The following is an 18,653-nucleotide window of genomic DNA, read 5'->3' as shown; positions in this document are numbered from 1 at the left end:
CGCCGGCTACGCCGGAGCGCCGCGTAGCGTCGCCGCCCAGTTACACCGCCACCGGCTCTCGCGTGTCCCCACCCTGGAACAACGCGGAAATCGCATCTGTCGACAACGGCTTCGCAAAGTAAAAACCCTGCATCTCGTCGCACGCGCGCTCCCTCAGGAAATCGAGTTGCGCCGACGTCTCCACACCTTCCGCGATCACCTGCAATTTCAGCGAATGGGCGAGCGCGATGATCGCCGAGGTGATCGTTTCGTCGTCGCCCGACACGCCGATATCCGACACGAACGAGCGGTCGATCTTCAAACGGTCCACCGGAAAGCGCTTCAGATAACTGAGACTCGAGTAGCCGGTGCCGAAGTCGTCGATCGCAAGGCCGATACCGAGCGCATGCAACTCGTTGAGCATCGACACCGCTTCCTCGGCATTGCGCATGATGGTGCTTTCGGTCAACTCGAGTTCGAGGTACTGCGGCTCGAGCCCCGTTTCGGCAAGCACCTGCATGACGAGCTTGGCGATATCGCGCTGCTGGAAAACGCGCGCCGACAGATTCACCGACACCCGCGCGGGCGGCAGCCCTTCGTCCTGCCACGCCTTGTTCTGACGGCACGCCTCGCGCAACACCCATTCCGACAGCGGCCCGATCAAGCCGCTCTCCTCGGCGACCGGAATGAACAGCGACGGCAGCACCAAACCGACTTCCGGATCGTGCCAGCGCACCAGCGCCTCGGTGCCGACGATCTGCCCGCTTTCGATATCCACCTGCGGCTGGTAGTGCAGCAGGAATTCATTGTCGCGCAACGCACGGCGCAAACGCCGTTCGAGATTCAGGCGCGCGCCGGCGCTCGCATTCATCTCCGGCTGGTAAAACTGGAATGTGTTACGGCCCATGTCCTTCGCGCGATACATCGCGAGATCGGCCTTTTTCATCAGCGTTTCCGCGTCGTCGCCGTCTTGCGGGAAGAGGCTCGCACCCATGCTGCAACCGACATACAACTCGGTGCCGTCGAGCCACACCGGCTCGGAAATCGACGCGCGCACCCGCTCCATCCACGCGATCAGCGACTGCTCGTCGACGGTATCGGTCATCACGATCACGAACTCGTCGCCGCCGTGCCGCGCGACCGTGTCGCTGGTTCGCGTGCAGCGCGCGAGCCGCTCGGCCACCACGCCCAGCAAACGGTCGCCAACGCTATGGCCGAGGCTGTCGTTGACGTTCTTGAAGCCGTCCAGATCGATGAACACGACCGCGACGCCCTTGTGATGCCGCTGCGCGACGATCAGCGCATGCTGCAGACGATCGCGCAGCAGGTTGCGATTCGGCAGCCGCGTGAGACTGTCGTAGTTGGCCTGGTATTCGAGCTGCTCCTGATAGCGGATCAGATCGGTTACGTCATTGATCACACCGATGTGATGGGTAATCACCCCCTCCGCGTTCGGCACCGGCGCGATGAACAACTGATTCCAGAATAGCGCGCCGTCCTTGCGATAGTTGCGCACCACGGCGCTCACCTCGCGGTTCGCGGCAAGTGCCTGACGGATCAACGCGACGCCTTCCTGGTCGCGGTCGTCGCGTTGCAGCACACGGCAATCGTGGCCGATCACTTCAGCGGGATCGTAGCCGGTGATACGCATGAACGCGGGGTTCACGTATTCGATCAGATTGCCCAACGGCGACGGCGCGGTGATCAGAATCGCGTTGACGCTGGCATCGAGCGCGCGGCTTTGCAGACGCAAGGCCAGGTCGGCGCGCTTGCGCTCGGTGATGTCCGTGTAGGAACCGAGCACGCCGATCACGCGACCGTCACCGTCGGTGAACGGCAGCTTGCTCGTGACGGTGGTGCGATGCACGCCGTCGATCACCAGGTCAACCTCGAAATTCATTTTCGGCACGCCGGTGGTCACCACCTCCTTGTCGTGCTCGTTCAGCAGACTGGCAAAGGCGCGCCATGGCATGTCGTTGTCGCTCTTGCCGACCACCTGCTCCGGGTAAGAGAGCCCCGCGTCGCGCGCGAACGCCATGTTGCAGCCGAGATAGCGCGCCTCCTTATCCTTCCAGAAAATCCGCTGCGGGATGTTGTCGATCACCGTCTCGAGCATCTGGTTCGAACGCTGCGCCTCGGCTTCGGCGTTGATCTGTTCGGTGACGTCGTCGGCCAGCACGAAGAAGGCGGCGCGGCCCATAAAATTGAGCGCGTGATACGAAATGTCGGCGCTGATCATCGACCCGTCCTTGCGGCGATGGTGCCAGACGCCCGCCATCGTGCGGCCGTGGTGCAGGACGTCGCTGCGTTGCAGGTGCGATTCGAGACGCGAAATCTCGCCATTCGGCCGGATCGCGCGAATCGTCATGCCGAGAAATTCGCTTTCCGAGTAGCCGTATTGCTGGATCGTGGCCGCGTTCACGGCGAGAAAGCGCAGCGTCTCGCGGTCAAAAATGTACATCGGCACCGGATGATCGTCGAACAGTCCGCGAAAACGCTCGTCGTTGCGATTGAGCGCGCGGACCGTGCGCAGTTTCTCGCGCGCGCGGCTTTCGCGAGCGCCGAACGTGAAGATCAGAAGCGCGCTGCCGGCCAGCATCGTCACGATCAGCAGGAACATGGCGCGCTGGGTTTCGTTCGCGGACGCCGCGACCGACGCCTGCAACACGTCATTCTCCTGCTGGCGCAGCGCTGCCAGACTGGTTTCCACACGGCCGAGCCCGAGCCCGAGGTGGGTATAAGTCGACGCCGCCCACGCGCGCGACTCGTTCGGGGTGGCGTGAGCGCTCCTCAGCAGTGCATCGTCAATGTCGCGTTGCAGCGCGTGACTGTCCACACTCAGTTTGGCGAGCGTAGCGAGTAAGGCCGGTTCGCCAGCGAGCTCCTTGTGCAACTCGCGCTCCACGTTGGCCAGCGAACTCGCCATGGCGGCGGCCTCGGTGACGGGCGCAGCCTCACCCGATGCTTCGAAACGGCCGAGCGCGGCCAGTCCGCCGTCCAGCGCCGTATGGTAGGCGTCGAGATTCTGACGCACGTTCGCCGAACGCAGCATGCGCGCGTCAGCGTCGCGCTGGCCGCAAATCTGCGTGTAGGCGACGAAGGCGTTCGCGCCGACCGCCGCGGCGACGACCGCCAGATTGATCAGCAGCCGCTTCGATAAAAAAGGAGTCATGGGTTCCGAACGTCAATCGTTCTGAGGGCGGGAGCGCGGGGTCGCTTTCGATGCGTCGGATCGCACCGGGTCGAGTCTTTTTACGCGCCAACCCATGGATAACGGCCGCGTTCGGAACAGGTTGAGGGGTGGGGGCGAAATAATTAGGGGATTTGGGCGGGGCGTTGGGCTGGAGGCGCCTGTCCGGTCAGGCCTGGCCGGTCACGCCTGACCGGCCGCGCCTAGCCGGCCGCACCTAGCCGGCCGCACCTAGCCGGCAGCGCCTAGCCGGCCGCACCAAATTCCTTCATCGCCGGAACGAAGTCGTGGTTGCCTTCCGGTTTGCGCGACAATTTGGCGAGGACATAGCGCTTGAACGGCGCGAGTTTGGCCCACTGCGCGATACCCGGCACGGGCAGGCCGGCGAGTCCAGCCTGGTGTGCCACACCCTCCGGCACCGCGTCGGTGCGGCGCCAGGCGGGCGCCTCCTCGGGCGTGAACCACTCCGGCTCGACATTCGCGTGCGTGCGCAGCATTTCGAACAGTGCGTGGTCGAAATTCGGCTCGATTTCCGCGTCTTCGTCGACCGGAAACCGCGCCAGCAGCTTGCGGTCTTCGAGCGGCAGCAACTGCCACTGCGCGAGCGTGATGCGCAGCCCGAAGCGATCGAGATTGAAGCGCACCGACATCGGGATGTAGGTGAAATTCTCCGAAGACGCGACTTCGAAGTCGAACAGAAGCGGTGCCTCGTTGAGTCCCATGACAGTATTCCTCTTTGGTGACGGGCAACACGCAAGCCCAGCTTGAGGTATTTTAGAACCTTATTCGCGCGATAGCGGCATGGTCTGGCACCGCTTCGCGCTACTCGGCAAGGCTGCGAACCGCGCAAACGCGCGCGGCATCAAAGGAGTGAAATCGCTTGAACCAACTGGAAACCGCCGGGCAGCCCGGCGCCGTGGAGCGCGAGGTGCACCGGCATCGCGGCGCGGCGGTCGAGACCGTCACCGATCACGTCGGTCAGGAATGGCCGGTGGCGCTTGTCTTCAACGGCATCTCGCACGCGGTCATGATGTGCACGCCGTGCGATCTGGAAGCGTTCGCGGTCGGCTTTGCGATTTCGGAAGGGATCGTGGAGCGCGGCAGTGACATTCAGGACATCGAGGTCGAGTTGCACGACGACGACGAATTGCCGCATGCCGAAGTGCAATTGAAGGTCGTGCAGCAGGCGTTCGTCGCGCTGAAGGAAAAACGCCGTGCGCTCGCCGGGCGGACCGGCTGCGGCGTATGCGGGATCGAAAGCATCGATCTGCTGGATCTGAAGCCGGAGCGCGTGCCCGACACCGGCTTTCTGCAACGGCTTGCGCCGGATGCAATCGCCCGTGCGGCGCGCGAGTTGCCGGAACATCAGGCGCTGACGCGCCTGACCGGCGGCCTGCACGCCGCCGCATGGTGCGACGCCACAGGCGCAATCCGCTACGCGTTCGAAGACGTCGGCCGTCATAACGCGCTCGACAAGCTGATCGGCCAGCTGGTACTCGATCGCGTGGATACCCGTGAAGGGTTTGTGTTTCTGTCGAGCCGCGCCAGCTACGAGCTGGTGCGCAAGGCGGCGCGTGTCGACGTGCCGATGGTCGCGACGATTTCGGCGCCGTCGTCGCTGGCGATTGCGATTGCCCGCAAAGCGGGCGTACGGCTTGTCAGCTTCTGCCGGGAAACCAGCTACGTCGACTACGACACCTTGCAGCCGGCGCAAGCTTGAGCGCTTCAGGCGCCTGAAGTATCGTCAGGCGCCCTGAGCGCAGCCGGTTCAATCGAACTGCCGGAAGTCCGGCTTGCGTTTCTCGAAGAACGCCTTGAACGCCTCGCGCGCTTCCGGCGCGATCAGCATCTTGCCGAAGTGCACCGCCTCCTCGCTCATCTGCGTTTGCAGTTCATGCTGGCTCGCGCGCTTCATCAGACTCTTCGTCACCCGCAACGAAGAAGCCGGCAGCGCCGCCAGTTTGGCCGCCTGCGCGGCGGCGAACGCATCGACTTCAGCCGCGGGCAACACGCGATTCACGAAACCCATGCGGTGCGCTTCGACAGCATCGAAAGCTTCGCCGAGCAGCAGCTTTTCCGCTGCGGCCTGATACCCGGCCACGCGCTGCAACAGCAAACTCGACGCCGCTTCCGGGCACAGCCCCAACGGCGTGAACGGCAGCGAAAAGCTCGCCGTATTCGCTGCGTACACGAGATCGCAGTGCAGCAGGAGCGTTGTGCCAATGCCGACTGCCGGGCCCGCCACCGATGCCACCACCGGCTTCTCCGCCGAACTGATCGCGCGCAGGAACTGGAACACCGGGGCGTCTTCACCGCCCGGCGGCTTCTTCATGAAGTCTTCGAGATCGTTGCCGGCACTGAAAATGCCGGCGCTGCCGCGAATCAGAATCGCCCGGATCGAGGTATCGCCCTGCGCTTCGACCAGTGCGTCGGCCATCGTCTGATACATCGCGGCCGTGATCGCGTTTTTCCTGTCGGGCCGGTTGAAGGCAATCGTCAGCACACCGTCGGCGCGCTCGACCAGAATATCCATTGTCATCTCCTCGTACTCCTGGTTGCTGCTGAATGGAAAAAACGGTTCGCAAGCCCGGTAGGCCTGCGAACCGTTTCCGCGGTCCTTAAGGGGTCACTGCAGGGATCACTGCAGGGGTCACCGCAAGCATCACTGTCATGACCTGGACCGATACGCTTACAGACGTTCGATAATGCCCGCCGCACCCATGCCGGTACCGACGCACATCGTCACCATGCCGTACTTGAAGTTGCGGCGGCGCAGGCCGTGCACCACCGTCGACGCGCGAATCGCGCCCGTTGCGCCCAGCGGGTGGCCGAGTGCGATCGCGCCGCCAAGCGGGTTGATCTTCGACGGATCGAGACCGAGGTCCTGAATCACCGCCAGCGATTGCGCGGCGAATGCTTCGTTCAGTTCGATCCAGTCCATGTCCTCGATCTTCAGACCGGCAGCTTTCAGCGCGGCCGGAATCGCTTCCTTCGGACCGATACCCATGATTTCCGGCGGCACGCCACGCACGGCAAAACTGACGAAACGGGCGAGCGGCGTCAGGTTGAATTCCTTCAGCATCTTTTCCGACACGACGATCAACGCGCCCGCGCCGTCCGACGTCTGCGAACTGTTGCCCGCCGTCACCGAACCCTTGTTTGCGAACACCGCGCGCAGTTTCGCCAGACCTTCCAGCGACGTTTCGGCGCGCGGACCTTCGTCGAGCGAGACTTCGCGCGTCTTCACCTTCACTTCGCCGGTGGTGAGATCGGGGAAACGTTCGGTGATCGTGTACGCGGCGATTTCGTCGTTGAACTCGCCGGCCTGCTGCGCGGCGATGGCACGGCGATGCGACTCGACCGAGAACGCGTCTTGCGCTTCGCGGCTAATCTTCCAGCGCTCGGCGACCTTCTCCGCGGTCAGACCCATACCGTAGGCGATGCCAATGTCTTCGTTGCGATCGAAGATATGCGGCGACATCGACGGCTTGTTGCCCATCATCGGCACCATGCTCATCGATTCGCAGCCGCCCGCGATCATCGCGTCCGATTCGCCGACGCGGATGCGGTCCGCCGCCATGGCCAGCGCGGTCAGGCCCGACGCGCAGAAACGGTTCACCGTGACACCGCCCACCGTGTTCGGCAGGCCCGCCAGCAGCGCGCCCATCCGCGCGACGTTGAGGCCCTGCTCTGCCTCAGGAATGGCGCAGCCGATGATGGCGTCTTCGATTACCTTGGTATCGAGGCCGGGAACTTGTGCCACAGCCGATTTGATCGCGTGCACCAGCAGTTCGTCGGGGCGCGTGTTCTTGAACATCCCGCGCGGCGCCTTGCCGATCGGCGTGCGGCTCGCGGCGACGATGTATGCGTCTTGCAATTGCTTTGTCATTTCAAGCTCCTATGTCGACCAGAGTTAGCGCTTCAGCGCTTACTCTGGTCCCATGCAGTCTTATCGCGGTCGACCAGAGTTAGCGCTTTAGCTGTCGACCAGAGTTCGCACTTCGGTGCGTTACTCTGGTCCCACGCAAAGCACTTACTCCCGTCCCATGCAATTTATTGCGTTCGTTCGTCGCTTAGTTGCGCACCGGCTTGCCGGTTTGCAGCATGCCCATGATCCGTTCCTGCGTCTTTTGCGTGCCGAGCAGATCGACGAACGCTTGACGCTCGAGTTTGAGCAGCCATTCTTCGTCGACGAGGCTGCCGGCTTCCACGTCACCGCCGCACACTGCTTCCGCGATGCGGCTGGCGATCAGGAAATCGTGCTCGCTGATGAAACGGCCGTCGCGCATGTTGACGAGCGATGCCTTGATGGTCGCGATCGCCGAGCGGCCCGCCACCGGCACTTGCGTGACACGCAGCGGCGGACGATAGCCCGCGGCCGACAGCGCGCGCGCTTCCTTCTTCGCGATATCGAGCAGCTCGAACACGTTGAAGACGATCGTGTCGGACGGCTTCAGGTAGCCCATGGCGCGAGCGTCGAGCGCGGAGGCCGAAACCTTCGCCATCGCCGCGTTTTCGAACGACTTCTGCACGAACTTAAGCAGGTCGTTGGTTGCGCCGGCCGCGGTTGCGGCTTCCGCCGCGCGCAGTGCCGCTTCCTTCAGACCGCCGCCCGCCGGCACGAGACCCACGCCGACTTCGACCAGGCCCATATAGCTTTCGATGTGCGCGACACGCTTCGCGCTATGCAGCGCCAGCTCGCAGCCGCCGCCGAGCGCGATGCCCGACACCGCCGAGATGACCGGCACGCTCGCGTACTTCACGCGCAACATGCCCTGCTGGAATTTCTTCACGAACGGTTCGATGCCCTTCGCGCCGCCCATCATGAACGCGGGCATGGCTTCTTCGAGGTTCGCGCCCGCGGAGAACGGCCCGCCCGGCGTACCGAGTTTCAGCGACGTCGGCTGCCACACGACCAGGCCCTTGTAGTCCTTCTCGGCCAGTTCGATGGCTTGCGTCAGGCCGTCGATCACCGACGGTCCGATCGTGTTCATCTTGCTCTTGAACGACACGATCAGCACGTCGTTCTCACCCGCGCGGTCGTCGACCCAGGCACGCACGGCGTCGGTTTCGAACAGCGTCTTGCCGTACGTCTTCGGATCAGCCGACGTTTCGCCGACCAGCGGTGCGCGGAACACCTGTTTGTCGTAGACCGACAGCGAGGAACGCGGCACAAAAGTCTTCGAAGCCGGCGACCACGAACCTTCGTTCGTATGCACACCACCCTTCTCGGCAACCGGACCTTCCAGCACCCACGACGGCAGCGGCACGTTCGACAGCGCCTTGCCCGCCGCGATGTCTTCCTGCACCCATTCGGCGACCTGCTTCCAGCCGGCCGTCTGCCAGCCTTCGAACGGGCCTTCGTTCCAGCCGAAGCCCCAACGAATCGCCAGGTCGACGTCACGCGCGTTATCAGCGATCGATTCAAGATGCACGCCGATGTAGTGGTACACGTCGCGGAAAATCGACCACAGGAATTGCGCCTGCGGATGATCCGATTCGCGCAGCAGCTTTAGACGTTCTGCAGGCGGACGCTTCAGAATGCGGCCGACCAGTTCGTCGGCTTTCGCGCCGCCGTCGACGTACGTGCCCGTCTTCGGGTCGAGCACCTTGATCGCCTTGCCTTCCTTCTTGTAGAAGCCGCCGCCGGTCTTCTGACCCAGCGCGCCCTTCTTCACGAGTTCGGCCAGCACGGCCGGCGTTTCGTAGACCGGGAAGAACGGATCGTCCTTCAGCGTGTCCTGCATCGTCTTGATGACGTGCGCCATGGTGTCGAGACCGACCACGTCCGCGGTACGGAACGTTGCCGATTTCGCGCGGCCCAGACGCGAGCCCGTCAGGTCGTCCACTTCGTCGAAACGCAGGCCGAATTTCGCGGCTTCGGTAATGACGGCGAGGATCGAGAAAATACCGACGCGGTTAGCGATGAAGTTCGGCGTATCTTTTGCCCGCACGACACCCTTGCCGACCACGCTCGTCAGGAACGATTCGAGCTGGTCGAGAATTTCCGGACGCGTCGTGGCGGTCGGGATCAGTTCGACCAGGTGCATGTAGCGCGGCGGATTGAAGAAGTGCACGCCGCAGAAGCGTGCCTTCAGTTCATCCGCGAAACCGTTCGACAGTTCGGTGATCGACAGACCCGACGTGTTGGTCGCGAAAATCGCATTCGGTGCGATGTGCGGCGAAACCTTCTTGTACAAATCGTGCTTCCAGTCCATGCGTTCGGCGATCGCTTCGATCACGAGGTCGCACTCGGCGAGCTTCTCGATGTCGTCGTCGTAATTCGCGGGCTGGATGTATTGCGCGTCGTCCTTCAAGCCGAAAGGCGCGGGCGACAGCTTCTTCAGATTCTCGATCGCCTTCAGCGCGATCGCGTTCTTCGGGCCTTCCTTCGCGGGAAGGTCGAACAGCAGCACGGGCACCTTGGCGTTGATCAGGTGCGCTGCGATCTGCGCGCCCATCACGCCGGCGCCGAGCACGGCTACCTTGCGAATGTTCAGATTGCTCACGTCGTTCCTCCGGGGAGTTATGCGGTGTCGCGAATGTGTCTCTTACATTTCGCGATGTATGACTTGTGGCGGTGGAAGACGCCGCGCCTTATGAAGGCGCGGCGTTTGCCGTAAAGGTGCGCGTTAGAACAGCGACTCTTCGACGTCCATCATCGGCTTCGAACCGGCGCGCGCCTGACGAATCGTCATCGCCGTTTCCGGCAGCAGCTTCGCGAAGTAGAAGCGCGCGGTAGCCAGCTTCGCCTTGTAGAACGGATCGCCGGATGCTTCGTTGTCGAGCGCGATACGCGCCATGCGTGCCCAGAAGTACGAGAACACGAGATGGCCGACGGTGCGCAGATACGGCACGGCGGCGGCGCCGACTTCGTCCGGGTTCTGCATCGCCTTCATGCCGATTTCCATCGTCAACTTCTGCACCTTTTCGCCGATGTCGGCGAGCGGGTTAATGAACTCCTGCATCTCCGGCTTCACGCCTTCGGCTTCGACGAAATCCGACACCAGCTTGCCGAACTTCTTCATCTTCGCGCCCATGTCGCCGAGAATCTTGCGGCCGAGCAGGTCGAGCGCCTGAATCGCGTTGGTGCCTTCGTAGATCATGTTGATACGCGCGTCGCGCACGTATTGCTCCATGCCCCATTCGGCGATGAAACCGTGGCCGCCGTAGATCTGCATCGCGTGATTGGTGCTCTCGAACGCGTTGTCCGAGAGGAAGGCCTTCAGGATCGGCGTGAGCAGCGCAACCAGATCCGCAGCCTCTTTACGCACCGATTCGTCGGCGTGCGACAGTTCCTTGTCGATGTGCAGCGCGGACCAGTACGAGAACGCACGCGCGCCTTCAGCGTAGGCCTTCTGCGTGAGCAGCATGCGGCGCACGTCCGGGTGCACGATGATCGGGTCGGCGGCTTTTTCCGGTGCTTTCGGACCGGTCAGCGAGCGCATTTGCAGACGCTCTTTCGCGTAGGTGAGCGAGTTCTGATAACCGATTTCCGTCAGACCCAGGCTCTGCATGCCAACGCCCAGACGCGCGGCGTTCATCATCACGAACATCGCGTTCAAGCCCTTGTTCGGCTCACCGACCAGCCAGCCCTTCGCGTTGTCGAGATTGATCACGCAGGTCGCGTTGCCGTGAATGCCCATCTTGTGTTCGATGGAGCCGCACTTCACGCCGTTGCGCTCGCCCGGTTCGCCGGCTTCGTTCGGGATGAACTTCGGCACGATGAAAAGGGAAATGCCCTTGGTGCCCTTGGGCGCATCCGGCAGACGTGCCAGCACCAGGTGAACGATATTCTCCGCGAGATCGTGTTCGCCGCTGGAGATGAAAATCTTCGTGCCGCTGATCGCGTACGAGCCGTCGCTGTTCGGTTCGGCTTTCGTGCGCAGAATGCCGAGATCGGTGCCGCAATGCGGTTCGGTCAGACACATCGTGCCGGTCCAGACGCCCGCAACCAGCTTCGGCAGATAACGTTGCTGCAGTTCCGGCGTGCCGTGCGCATGCAGACATTCGTACGCGCCGTGCGACAGACCCGGGTACATCGTCCACGCCTGATTCGCTGAATTCAGCATTTCATACAGTGCGTTATTGACGAATGCGGGCAGGCCCTGGCCACCGTATTCCGGATCGCATCCGAGTGCCGGCCAGCCGGCTTCCACATATTGCTTGTAGGCTTCCTTGAAGCCCTTCGGCGTGGTTACGACGCCGTCGCCGACGTACGTGCAGCCTTCCTGGTCGCCGCTGTGATTGAGCGGGAACAGCACTTCGGAGCAGAACTTGCCGGCCTCTTCGAGCACGGCGTTGATCGTGTCCGCGTCGAGATCCGCGTGCTTCGGCATCTGCTTGATCTCGGCTTCGACGTTAAGCAGCTCGTGCAACACGAATTGCATGTCGCGCAGCGGCGCGGCGTACTGTCCCATGACTCTCTCCAAAGTTTGACAAGGAGCCAGGCTGTTAGCTCATCCGAGGAAACGGACTTTCAACGCCGCTGAATCTGTTCAAGTTCGACGGCCTTGCTAACGGCTTTCGCTCTGATACGAAACAATCAATTTTTCCAGCGCGGCCCACGTGAGAGGCACTGCATCCGGCAAGTGCAGGAAGCGCGCATCGTGATGCAGACCGAGCGTGAAGCTGTACAGTTCGAACAGCATCAGCTGCGGATCAGTATCGGCGCGCAGATGCCCTTCTTCCATCGCCTGCGAAATGGCACGAGTGAGCGCCGCACGCCAGATCGTCACGCTCGACACCAGTTGCTCGCGCACCGGGTTATCCCCACGGTCGTCATACTCGACCGCGCCGCTGATGTAGATGCACCCAGTAGTGACTTCCTGAATGCGCTTCTCAATCCAGCGCGAGATCATCGCGCGCAAGCGCGGCAAGCCACGAGGCTCGCGCAAGCTCGGGAAAAACACCTCGTCTTCAAAACGACGGTGGTATTCGCGCACGACTTCGACCTGCAGATCCTCGCGCGACCCGAAATGCGCGAACACACCGCTTTTGCTCATCTGCATGCGCTCGGCCAGCAGCCCAATCGTCAGACCTTCCAGTCCGTCGCGGCTTGCCAGATCAAGTGCTGCTTCGAGAATCGCGACTCGTGTTTGTTCGCCTTTTCGCATAGCTTTTTTACCGTTCTAATGTGACCGAAAGAAAATCGAACGGCCGTACTATTATTGAGTGCTGCCGTCCGCGAAACAAGGACTTTATTAGAAACCGGTTTCTAACCTGGTTTCAATTCTGCGGCATCCGTCAATCAGACGAAGGAGATTTTTTAGAGGCGTTTGCCTTCTTTTTTTGCCTTGCCTTGCGCAAGGACGACATGATGCAGCAAGCGGGGGGACGTCGGGAAGAGTTTAAGAACGGTTTGACGGCCGTATGCGACCGCCAGGTGCCGCGTAGCGGCGATGCGTGGAGATGAACCGAACCCTCATCATCTACTGAATCATCGGGCCTGTCGCACGACCTCCTCCTGCAAAGCGGTGACGACACGTGCCAGCACGTCGTCCCACTTACCGCGCTCGGACTGCGTGAAGAGACGCAAGCCGGGATACCAGGGACTCTTTGTCCCGTTCATCCAGCGCCAGCAGCCGGGAGTCTGCAGCGGGGTCAAAGATTCGAGTGAGGGAGCGTCATCGGGTCAGGGGACTGGAGAATCGGCCGGCGAGTGAAGCTTTTCGCGCAATAGCCTAAGCAAACGCCTGGAATGACTAATCGTAACCACCCACCGTCAACAGCTTCATCGCCGCCCGATAAGCCGTGTAGGCCAGCCAGTTGAGCAGCCGCTCGCCGGCCGGACGGGCCTCGTAGTGCGCCTCGTCGATCCGGCGTGACTCCTTGAACGCAGCGAGGATCGCTTCGCGTAGCTTGTCGATTGCCGGATCGTTCACCAGCACCACGTTGGCTTCGTTGTTGAGCATCAGGCTCAACGCGTCGAGGTTCGACGAACCGACCGTCCCCCAGTTCGAATCCACTACCGCGACCTTGCCGTGCAGCATGGTTTTCTCGTACTCGGCGATCTGCACGCCGGCCTTGAGCAGCGCGCGGTACAGGAACGGCACGGCGTAATCGAGCGCCTTGAACTCCTTGCGCCCGATGATGAGCTTTACATCGACGCCGCGCCGCGCCGCGAACACCAGCGCACGCCGCAGCTTGCGGCCCGGCATGAAGTACGGGTTGGCCAGCAGCACTTCACTGCGGGCCTGGCCGATCGCAGTCAGATACGCCTTTTCGATGGCGCGGCGGTTGATCAGGTTGTCGCGCGCGACGAAGGCCACGCAAGGTTGACCGCCGGCCCAGAGCGCCTCGTTGCGATTGCGGCGCCGGCGACGCAGTGTGCCGAGCGACGCCACGGTCTTCGGTCCGAGATCGGGCTGCAGAGACTCCAGAGGCCGATGCCCGAGGCGAATCCGCCGCCATTGCACCTCGAACGCCTCGCGGATATCGGCGACCACGGGCCCTTGCAGTTCCACCGCGAAATCCCAGCGCCGGTAAGGCAGCCTCTCGCCGTTGTTCTCGTAATCGTCGACGATATTGATGCCGCCGCAGTAGCCGAATTGATCGTCCACCACCGCGATCTTGCGATGCGTGCGCGAAAAGCCGAAGCGGCCGAACAGATGCGGGTTATAGATGCGGTGGTCGATGCCGGCGAGCGGCCATTGGTTGAACATCGGCAAGCGCGCGGTGCCGATGCCGTCGGTAATCACCCGCACCTTCACGCCGCGCGAGGCCGCACGCAGCAAAGCCGCGCTGACGGCCTCACCCGCGCTGTCGTCACAGAAAATATAGGTTTCCAGAACCACGTCGCGCTGCGCCGCATCGATACGCTCGATCAGCGCGGCGAAAAACTCGTCGCCGGAACGTAGCAGCTTGACTTCGTTACCGCTGGTGAAGCGGTAGCGCTGCCAGTAGCGGCGGCCGAGCAGCGATTGCCGAAGGCGGGCAAAACGGCGCGCGCCGCCGACGCTCACCGGGCACGCTCCTCGAGCTGGCCATTCAGGCGCCCCGCAAGCCGCTTCGGCAATTGCAGGATCGCGTCGGCATTCGACGACGAGAAGCAGCGCGAGGCCGCCTCTTCATAAGGCAGCCACAGAAACGCCGTGTGCTCGCGAGGGGCGAGCGTTACCTCCAGTTGCTCCGGCACTTCCAGGCTGAACCAATGCTCGGTGTTATGGATCACGCCTTCGGCGTAGCGATGCCGGAACTGCGGGTAAATCTCGTATTCGATCGAATACTGCCAGTCGAACAGCGCGCTCGGCGGCACCAGCTTGCTGCCGACCACGATGCCGGTTTCCTCGGCCACTTCGCGGGCCGCGGTCTCCCCGAGGGGTTCGTCGATCTGATCTTTTGAACCGGTCACCGATTGCCAGAAATCCGCGTGATCGGCGCGCCGGATCAACAGCACGTCGAGCGCAGGCGTATGGATGACAACGAGTACGGATTGCGGGATCTTCGGCGGTTTCGGCATGGCGTAAAAACTGGGCGCAAAACTGGCGCGGTACATGTCGGTGGTCGGTTCGGCTGGCGGTCCGGTGATCGGTCGGGCCCGGTTGCTTCGACTGTAACGCAAAAAACGAAAAAGGCGCATCACGCGCCTTTTTCGTTTGCTTCTCCGTGTACCTCATGCGGCCATATTCAGGCCGCTTCGGTTTGCTCCGGCTTAGACCTTCGGTTCCGGCTGACGCAGACGGATGTGCAACTCGCGCAACTGGCGCTCGTCCACTTCGCTCGGCGCCTGCGTGAGCAGACACTGCGCGCGTTGCGTCTTCGGGAACGCGATCACGTCGCGAATCGAATCGGCGCCGGCCATCATCGTGATGATGCGGTCCAGACCGAAGGCGATACCGCCGTGCGGCGGCGCGCCGTATTGCAGCGCGTCGAGCAGGAAGCCGAACTTGGCCTGCGCTTCTTCCGCACCGATCTTCAGCGCGCGGAACACCTTGCTCTGCACTTCTTCACGGTGGATACGCACCGAACCGCCGCCGATTTCCCAGCCGTTCAACACCATGTCGTAAGCCTTGGCGAGACAGCGCGCCGGATCCGTTTCCAGATACTCGAGGTGCTCGTCTTTCGGGCTCGTGAACGGGTGATGCGCGGCGACGTAACGGTTGTCTTCCTCGTCGTACTCGAACATCGGGAAGTCGATCACCCACAGCGGCTTCCAGCCGGATTCCACCAGACCGTTGGCCTTGCCGAATTCCGAATGGCCGATCTTCAGACGCAGTGCGCCCAAGCTGTCGTTCACCACTTTCGCGCGATCCGCCGCGAAGAAGATGATGTCGCCGTCTTGCGCGCCGGTGCGCTCGATGATCGCCTTGACCGCTTCGTCGTGCAGGTTCTTGACGATCGGGCTCTGCAGACCATCACGGCCCTTTGCCACTTCGTTGACCTTGATCCACGCGAGACCCTTCGCGCCGTAGATACGCACGAATTCCGTGTAGCTGTCGATGTCGCCACGCGAGAGTTCGCCGCCCTTCGGCACGCGAATCGCCGCGACGCGGCCGTCTTTCGTGTTGGCCGGCGTGCTGAACACCTTGAAGTCGACGTCTTTGACCGCATCCGTCAAGTCGGTGAATTCGAGCTTAACGCGCAGGTCCGGCTTGTCCGAACCGAAACGGCGCATGGCTTCCGAGTACTCCATGACCGGGAATTTCTCGTCCAGTTCGACGCCGATCGTTTCCTTGAAAACGTGACGAATCATCGCTTCGAACAGATCGCGAATTTCCTGTTCCGACAGGAACGAGGTTTCGCAGTCGATCTGCGTGAATTCCGGCTGGCGGTCGGCACGCAGGTCTTCGTCGCGGAAGCACTTGACGATCTGGTAGTAGCGATCGAAGTTCGCCACCATCAGCAGCTGCTTGAACAGTTGCGGCGACTGCGGCAGCGCGAAGAACTGGCCCGGGTTGGTGCGCGACGGCACGAGGTAGTCGCGCGCGCCTTCCGGCGTGCTCTTGGTGAGCATCGGCGTTTCGATGTCGATAAAACCCAGCGAGTCGAGGTACTTGCGCACTTCGATCGCGACGCGGTAACGCAGACGCAGGTTGTGCTGCATCTGCGGACGGCGCAGGTCGAGCACACGGTGCGTGAGGCGCGTGGTTTCCGACAGGTTGTCGTCGTCGAGCTGGAACGGCGGCGTGATCGACGGGTTCAGCACGATCAGCTCGTGGCACAGCACTTCGATCTTGCCGCTCTTGAGCGAAGCGTTCGTGGTGCCTTCCGGACGAGCACGGACCACGCCCTTGATCTGCAGGCAGAACTCGTTGCGCACGCCTTCGGCCGTCTTGAACATTTCCGCGCGATCCGGATCGCAGACGACCTGGACCAGGCCTTCGCGGTCGCGCAGGTCGATGAAGATGACGCCGCCATGGTCGCGGCGGCGGCTTACCCAGCCGCACAGCGAGACAGATTGGCCCAGCAGTTCTTCGGTCACCAGACCGCAGTATTCAGATCTCATCGACATGATGTTTGTCTTTCGTTTTGCATTAGTTGAACGGGCGCGCAGCAATCAAACACGGTTTGAAGCGCTACGCACCGGCATTACAGCGGAGGCTCGACTGTCGTGCGGCGCACCGGCGCCGGTGGCGCGGACGGCGCCACCACGCCCATCGAGACGATGTACTTGAGCGCGGCGTCGACTGTCATGTCGAGTTCGATCACTTCGCTTCTGGGCACCATCAGGAAGAAGCCGGACGTTGGGTTCGGCGTAGTCGGCACATACACGCTGACGTGATCTTCTTTCAGGTGGTTGAGCACGTCGCCGCCCGGAATACCGGTCAGAAACGCGATCGTATAGGAGCCGCGGCGCGGATACTCGATCAGGAGCGCCTTGCGAAACGCATTGCCGCTGCTCGACAACAAAGTGTCCGACACCTGCTTCACGCTGGTGTAGATCGGGCCGACCACCGGAATGTGTGCGACCACGACTTCCCACCACTTCACGAGCTTCTGGCCGATGAAGTTTTGGGTCAACAGGCCGACGACAAAGATGAATGCCAGCGTCAGCACCGCGCCGAGACCCGGCAAACGGAAGCCGAACAGGCGCTCCGGTTGCCATGCGCTCGGCAGCAACAGCAGCGTCTGGTCCATCGTGCCGATGATCAGGCCGAGCACCCACAGTGTGATAGCCAGAGGCACCAGCACCAGCAGGCCAGTCAGGAACACCGATTTGAGCGTCGTTTTTTTCGTCGTCATGTGTACCGCCAGAAAGCCGCGTAAGCCGGTATCCGGCGCGCGGCGTGTGCGCCGCCCGCGAGGGCGGCAGACCTACTAGGCGCTGCCGGAACCGCTCGAACTCGTCGATGCGGCGGATGCGGCAGCAGGTGCGGCAGGCGTTGCGGCTGCGCCCGATGAAGCGGCGGCGGCCGTGCCGTTGGCCGAAGCCGTGTCGGATTTCGCGGCGCCGTCACTGCCGGCTGCGGCGTTTTCGCCCGAATTCGCATTCGAGCCGCCATTCGCGTCGGGCTTGGCCGGCGCGCTCGCGCCGCCGTTACCACCGCGGAAATCGGTTACATACCAGCCGGAGCCCTTCAACTGGAAACCGGCTGCGGTCACCTGCTTGCGGAACGTGTCTTTTCCGCACTCGGGGCACTGCGTCAACTGGGGGTCGCTCATCTTCTGAAGCACGTCCTTCCCGAAGCCGCATGACTCACAACGATAAGCGTAGATCGGCATGAACTTTTCCCTACTGAAATCTTGTAAACGCTTGCAAAGCCTTGAATTATAGCCGCATATGGCTAGTCCCCCATGAATTTCAGGGACGAACACCGGACGCAGCCGCCGCCGACCTAAATGGGGGTGGCCGCCATCGAATCAAGTGCGCCTCGAACACAGCGCCGCCGCATTCAGCCACGGCGGCGCCAGGTCATCCAGCGCTCGCGGCCGGCAAACACGGCAATCGACTCGCTCACGGCCTCATCTTCGATCAGATCGAAATGCGGCGTGAGCAACGCATCGAGCTCGGCACGTTCGATGCCGAACGGCGGCCCTTTCGGCGTCGCACCCATGAAATAGAAACCTGCCAGCAACGCGCCCCCCGGCAACAATTCCGCCATCCGTTGCGCGTAGTCTGCTCGGCGCGCCAACGGCAACGCGCAAAGGAAGGCGCGCTCATAGATCCATGCCGGCGTGAACGGCGGCTTGTACGTGAAAAAGTCGGCCTGCTCGACCAATTGCGCATGCCGCGCGCCCATTTGCTCGCGCGCCGCAACCACGGCGGCAGGCGAGAAATCGATCGCTCGGACCGGATTGCCGTGCTCGGCCAGCCAGAGCGCCTCGTACGCACTGCCACAGCCGGGAATCAGCACGGCGGCGCCGCTGTGCCGGCTAGCGAATGATTGGAACGCCGGCGGCACGCCGGCCTGATCCCACGGCATGAACTGGCGTTCGAAGCGCTCGTCCCAGAACTCGGGCGAGTTGGGATCGCGGCTCGCGAAATCGGGTGCGGAGGGCTGGGTGGGATCGCTCATGGGAGGCCTCGTCAGGTTCTGGATCG

General features: G+C 62.5%; 15 protein-coding genes. 1 reads left to right on the top strand and 14 read right to left on the bottom strand.

Annotated features, from left to right (window positions below; genetic code table 11):
- Positions 1–40: 40 nt before the first annotated feature.
- Both HWX91_RS32785 and HWX91_RS32780 read right to left on the bottom strand, forming a co-directional pair.
- A complete protein-coding gene (locus HWX91_RS32785) occupies positions 41–3,151 on the bottom strand; it encodes a sensor domain-containing protein (protein ID WP_028198902.1) in 3,111 nt (1,036 codons plus the stop codon).
- Between the two features lie 263 nt (positions 3,152–3,414).
- Positions 3,415–3,891 (bottom strand): nitrate reductase associated protein, encoded by a 477-nt coding sequence (locus HWX91_RS32780; RefSeq protein ID WP_028198903.1) that lies wholly within the window; start codon positions 3,889–3,891, stop codon positions 3,415–3,417.
- A gap of 158 nt (positions 3,892–4,049) precedes the next feature.
- Between HWX91_RS32780 and fdhD the strand changes: the two genes are divergently transcribed.
- Positions 4,050–4,889 (top strand): formate dehydrogenase accessory sulfurtransferase FdhD, encoded by an 840-nt coding sequence (gene fdhD, locus HWX91_RS32775; RefSeq protein ID WP_028198904.1) that lies wholly within the window; start codon positions 4,050–4,052, stop codon positions 4,887–4,889.
- 48 nt (positions 4,890–4,937) lie between these two features.
- Here fdhD and HWX91_RS32770 read toward each other — a convergent pair whose 3' ends face one another.
- From HWX91_RS32770 to HWX91_RS32720, 12 genes are all read right to left on the bottom strand, one after another.
- Positions 4,938–5,708 carry an enoyl-CoA hydratase gene (locus HWX91_RS32770; protein WP_028198905.1) on the bottom strand — a complete coding sequence of 257 codons (771 nt, stop codon included), beginning with the start codon at positions 5,706–5,708 and terminating at the stop codon, positions 4,938–4,940.
- A gap of 150 nt (positions 5,709–5,858) precedes the next feature.
- Positions 5,859–7,058: an acetyl-CoA C-acyltransferase gene (locus tag HWX91_RS32765; protein WP_028198906.1), complete on the bottom strand. Its 1,200-nt coding sequence runs from the start codon at positions 7,056–7,058 to the stop codon at positions 5,859–5,861.
- A 184-nt stretch (positions 7,059–7,242) separates the two neighbouring features.
- Positions 7,243–9,678: a 3-hydroxyacyl-CoA dehydrogenase/enoyl-CoA hydratase family protein gene (locus HWX91_RS32760; RefSeq protein ID WP_028198907.1), complete on the bottom strand. Its 2,436-nt coding sequence runs from the start codon at positions 9,676–9,678 to the stop codon at positions 7,243–7,245.
- 123 nt (positions 9,679–9,801) lie between these two features.
- Positions 9,802–11,589: an acyl-CoA dehydrogenase C-terminal domain-containing protein gene (locus HWX91_RS32755; RefSeq protein ID WP_028198908.1), complete on the bottom strand. Its 1,788-nt coding sequence runs from the start codon at positions 11,587–11,589 to the stop codon at positions 9,802–9,804.
- Positions 11,590–11,685: 96 nt separating this feature from the next.
- Positions 11,686–12,285, bottom strand: coding sequence for a TetR/AcrR family transcriptional regulator (locus HWX91_RS32750; protein ID WP_028198909.1), 600 nt, complete (start codon positions 12,283–12,285; stop codon positions 11,686–11,688).
- 323 nt (positions 12,286–12,608) lie between these two features.
- The gene (locus HWX91_RS41175; RefSeq protein WP_255246809.1) at positions 12,609–12,740 is read right to left on the bottom strand and encodes a hypothetical protein; all 132 of its coding nucleotides are present in this window, start codon (positions 12,738–12,740) and stop codon (positions 12,609–12,611) included.
- Positions 12,741–12,873: 133 nt separating this feature from the next.
- Positions 12,874–14,133 (bottom strand): cardiolipin synthase ClsB, encoded by a 1,260-nt coding sequence (clsB, locus tag HWX91_RS32745; RefSeq protein WP_028198910.1) that lies wholly within the window; start codon positions 14,131–14,133, stop codon positions 12,874–12,876.
- The gene (gene nudB, locus HWX91_RS32740) at positions 14,130–14,630 is read right to left on the bottom strand and encodes a dihydroneopterin triphosphate diphosphatase (RefSeq protein WP_028198911.1); all 501 of its coding nucleotides are present in this window, start codon (positions 14,628–14,630) and stop codon (positions 14,130–14,132) included. The genes clsB and nudB overlap by 4 nt, the downstream gene beginning before the upstream one ends.
- A gap of 192 nt (positions 14,631–14,822) precedes the next feature.
- A complete protein-coding gene (gene aspS / locus HWX91_RS32735) occupies positions 14,823–16,622 on the bottom strand; it encodes an aspartate--tRNA ligase (RefSeq protein WP_028198912.1) in 1,800 nt (599 codons plus the stop codon).
- A gap of 77 nt (positions 16,623–16,699) precedes the next feature.
- Positions 16,700–17,353, bottom strand: a complete 654-nt coding sequence (locus tag HWX91_RS32730; protein WP_028198913.1) for a DUF502 domain-containing protein — start codon at positions 17,351–17,353, stop codon at positions 16,700–16,702.
- Between the two features lie 75 nt (positions 17,354–17,428).
- Positions 17,429–17,833 carry an FmdB family zinc ribbon protein gene (locus HWX91_RS32725; protein WP_028198914.1) on the bottom strand — a complete coding sequence of 135 codons (405 nt, stop codon included), beginning with the start codon at positions 17,831–17,833 and terminating at the stop codon, positions 17,429–17,431.
- A gap of 170 nt (positions 17,834–18,003) precedes the next feature.
- Entirely contained in the window at positions 18,004–18,627 is a 624-nt protein-coding gene (locus tag HWX91_RS32720) for a class I SAM-dependent methyltransferase (RefSeq protein ID WP_028198915.1), read from the bottom strand.
- Between the last annotated feature and the right edge of the window lie 26 nt (positions 18,628–18,653).

Source organism: Paraburkholderia fungorum, from assembly GCF_902833645.1.
Classification (GTDB): domain Bacteria; phylum Pseudomonadota; class Gammaproteobacteria; order Burkholderiales; family Burkholderiaceae; genus Paraburkholderia; species Paraburkholderia fungorum.
Note: the sequence above shows the minus strand (reverse complement) of the source record. Positions and strands in the feature narration are given on the sequence as shown.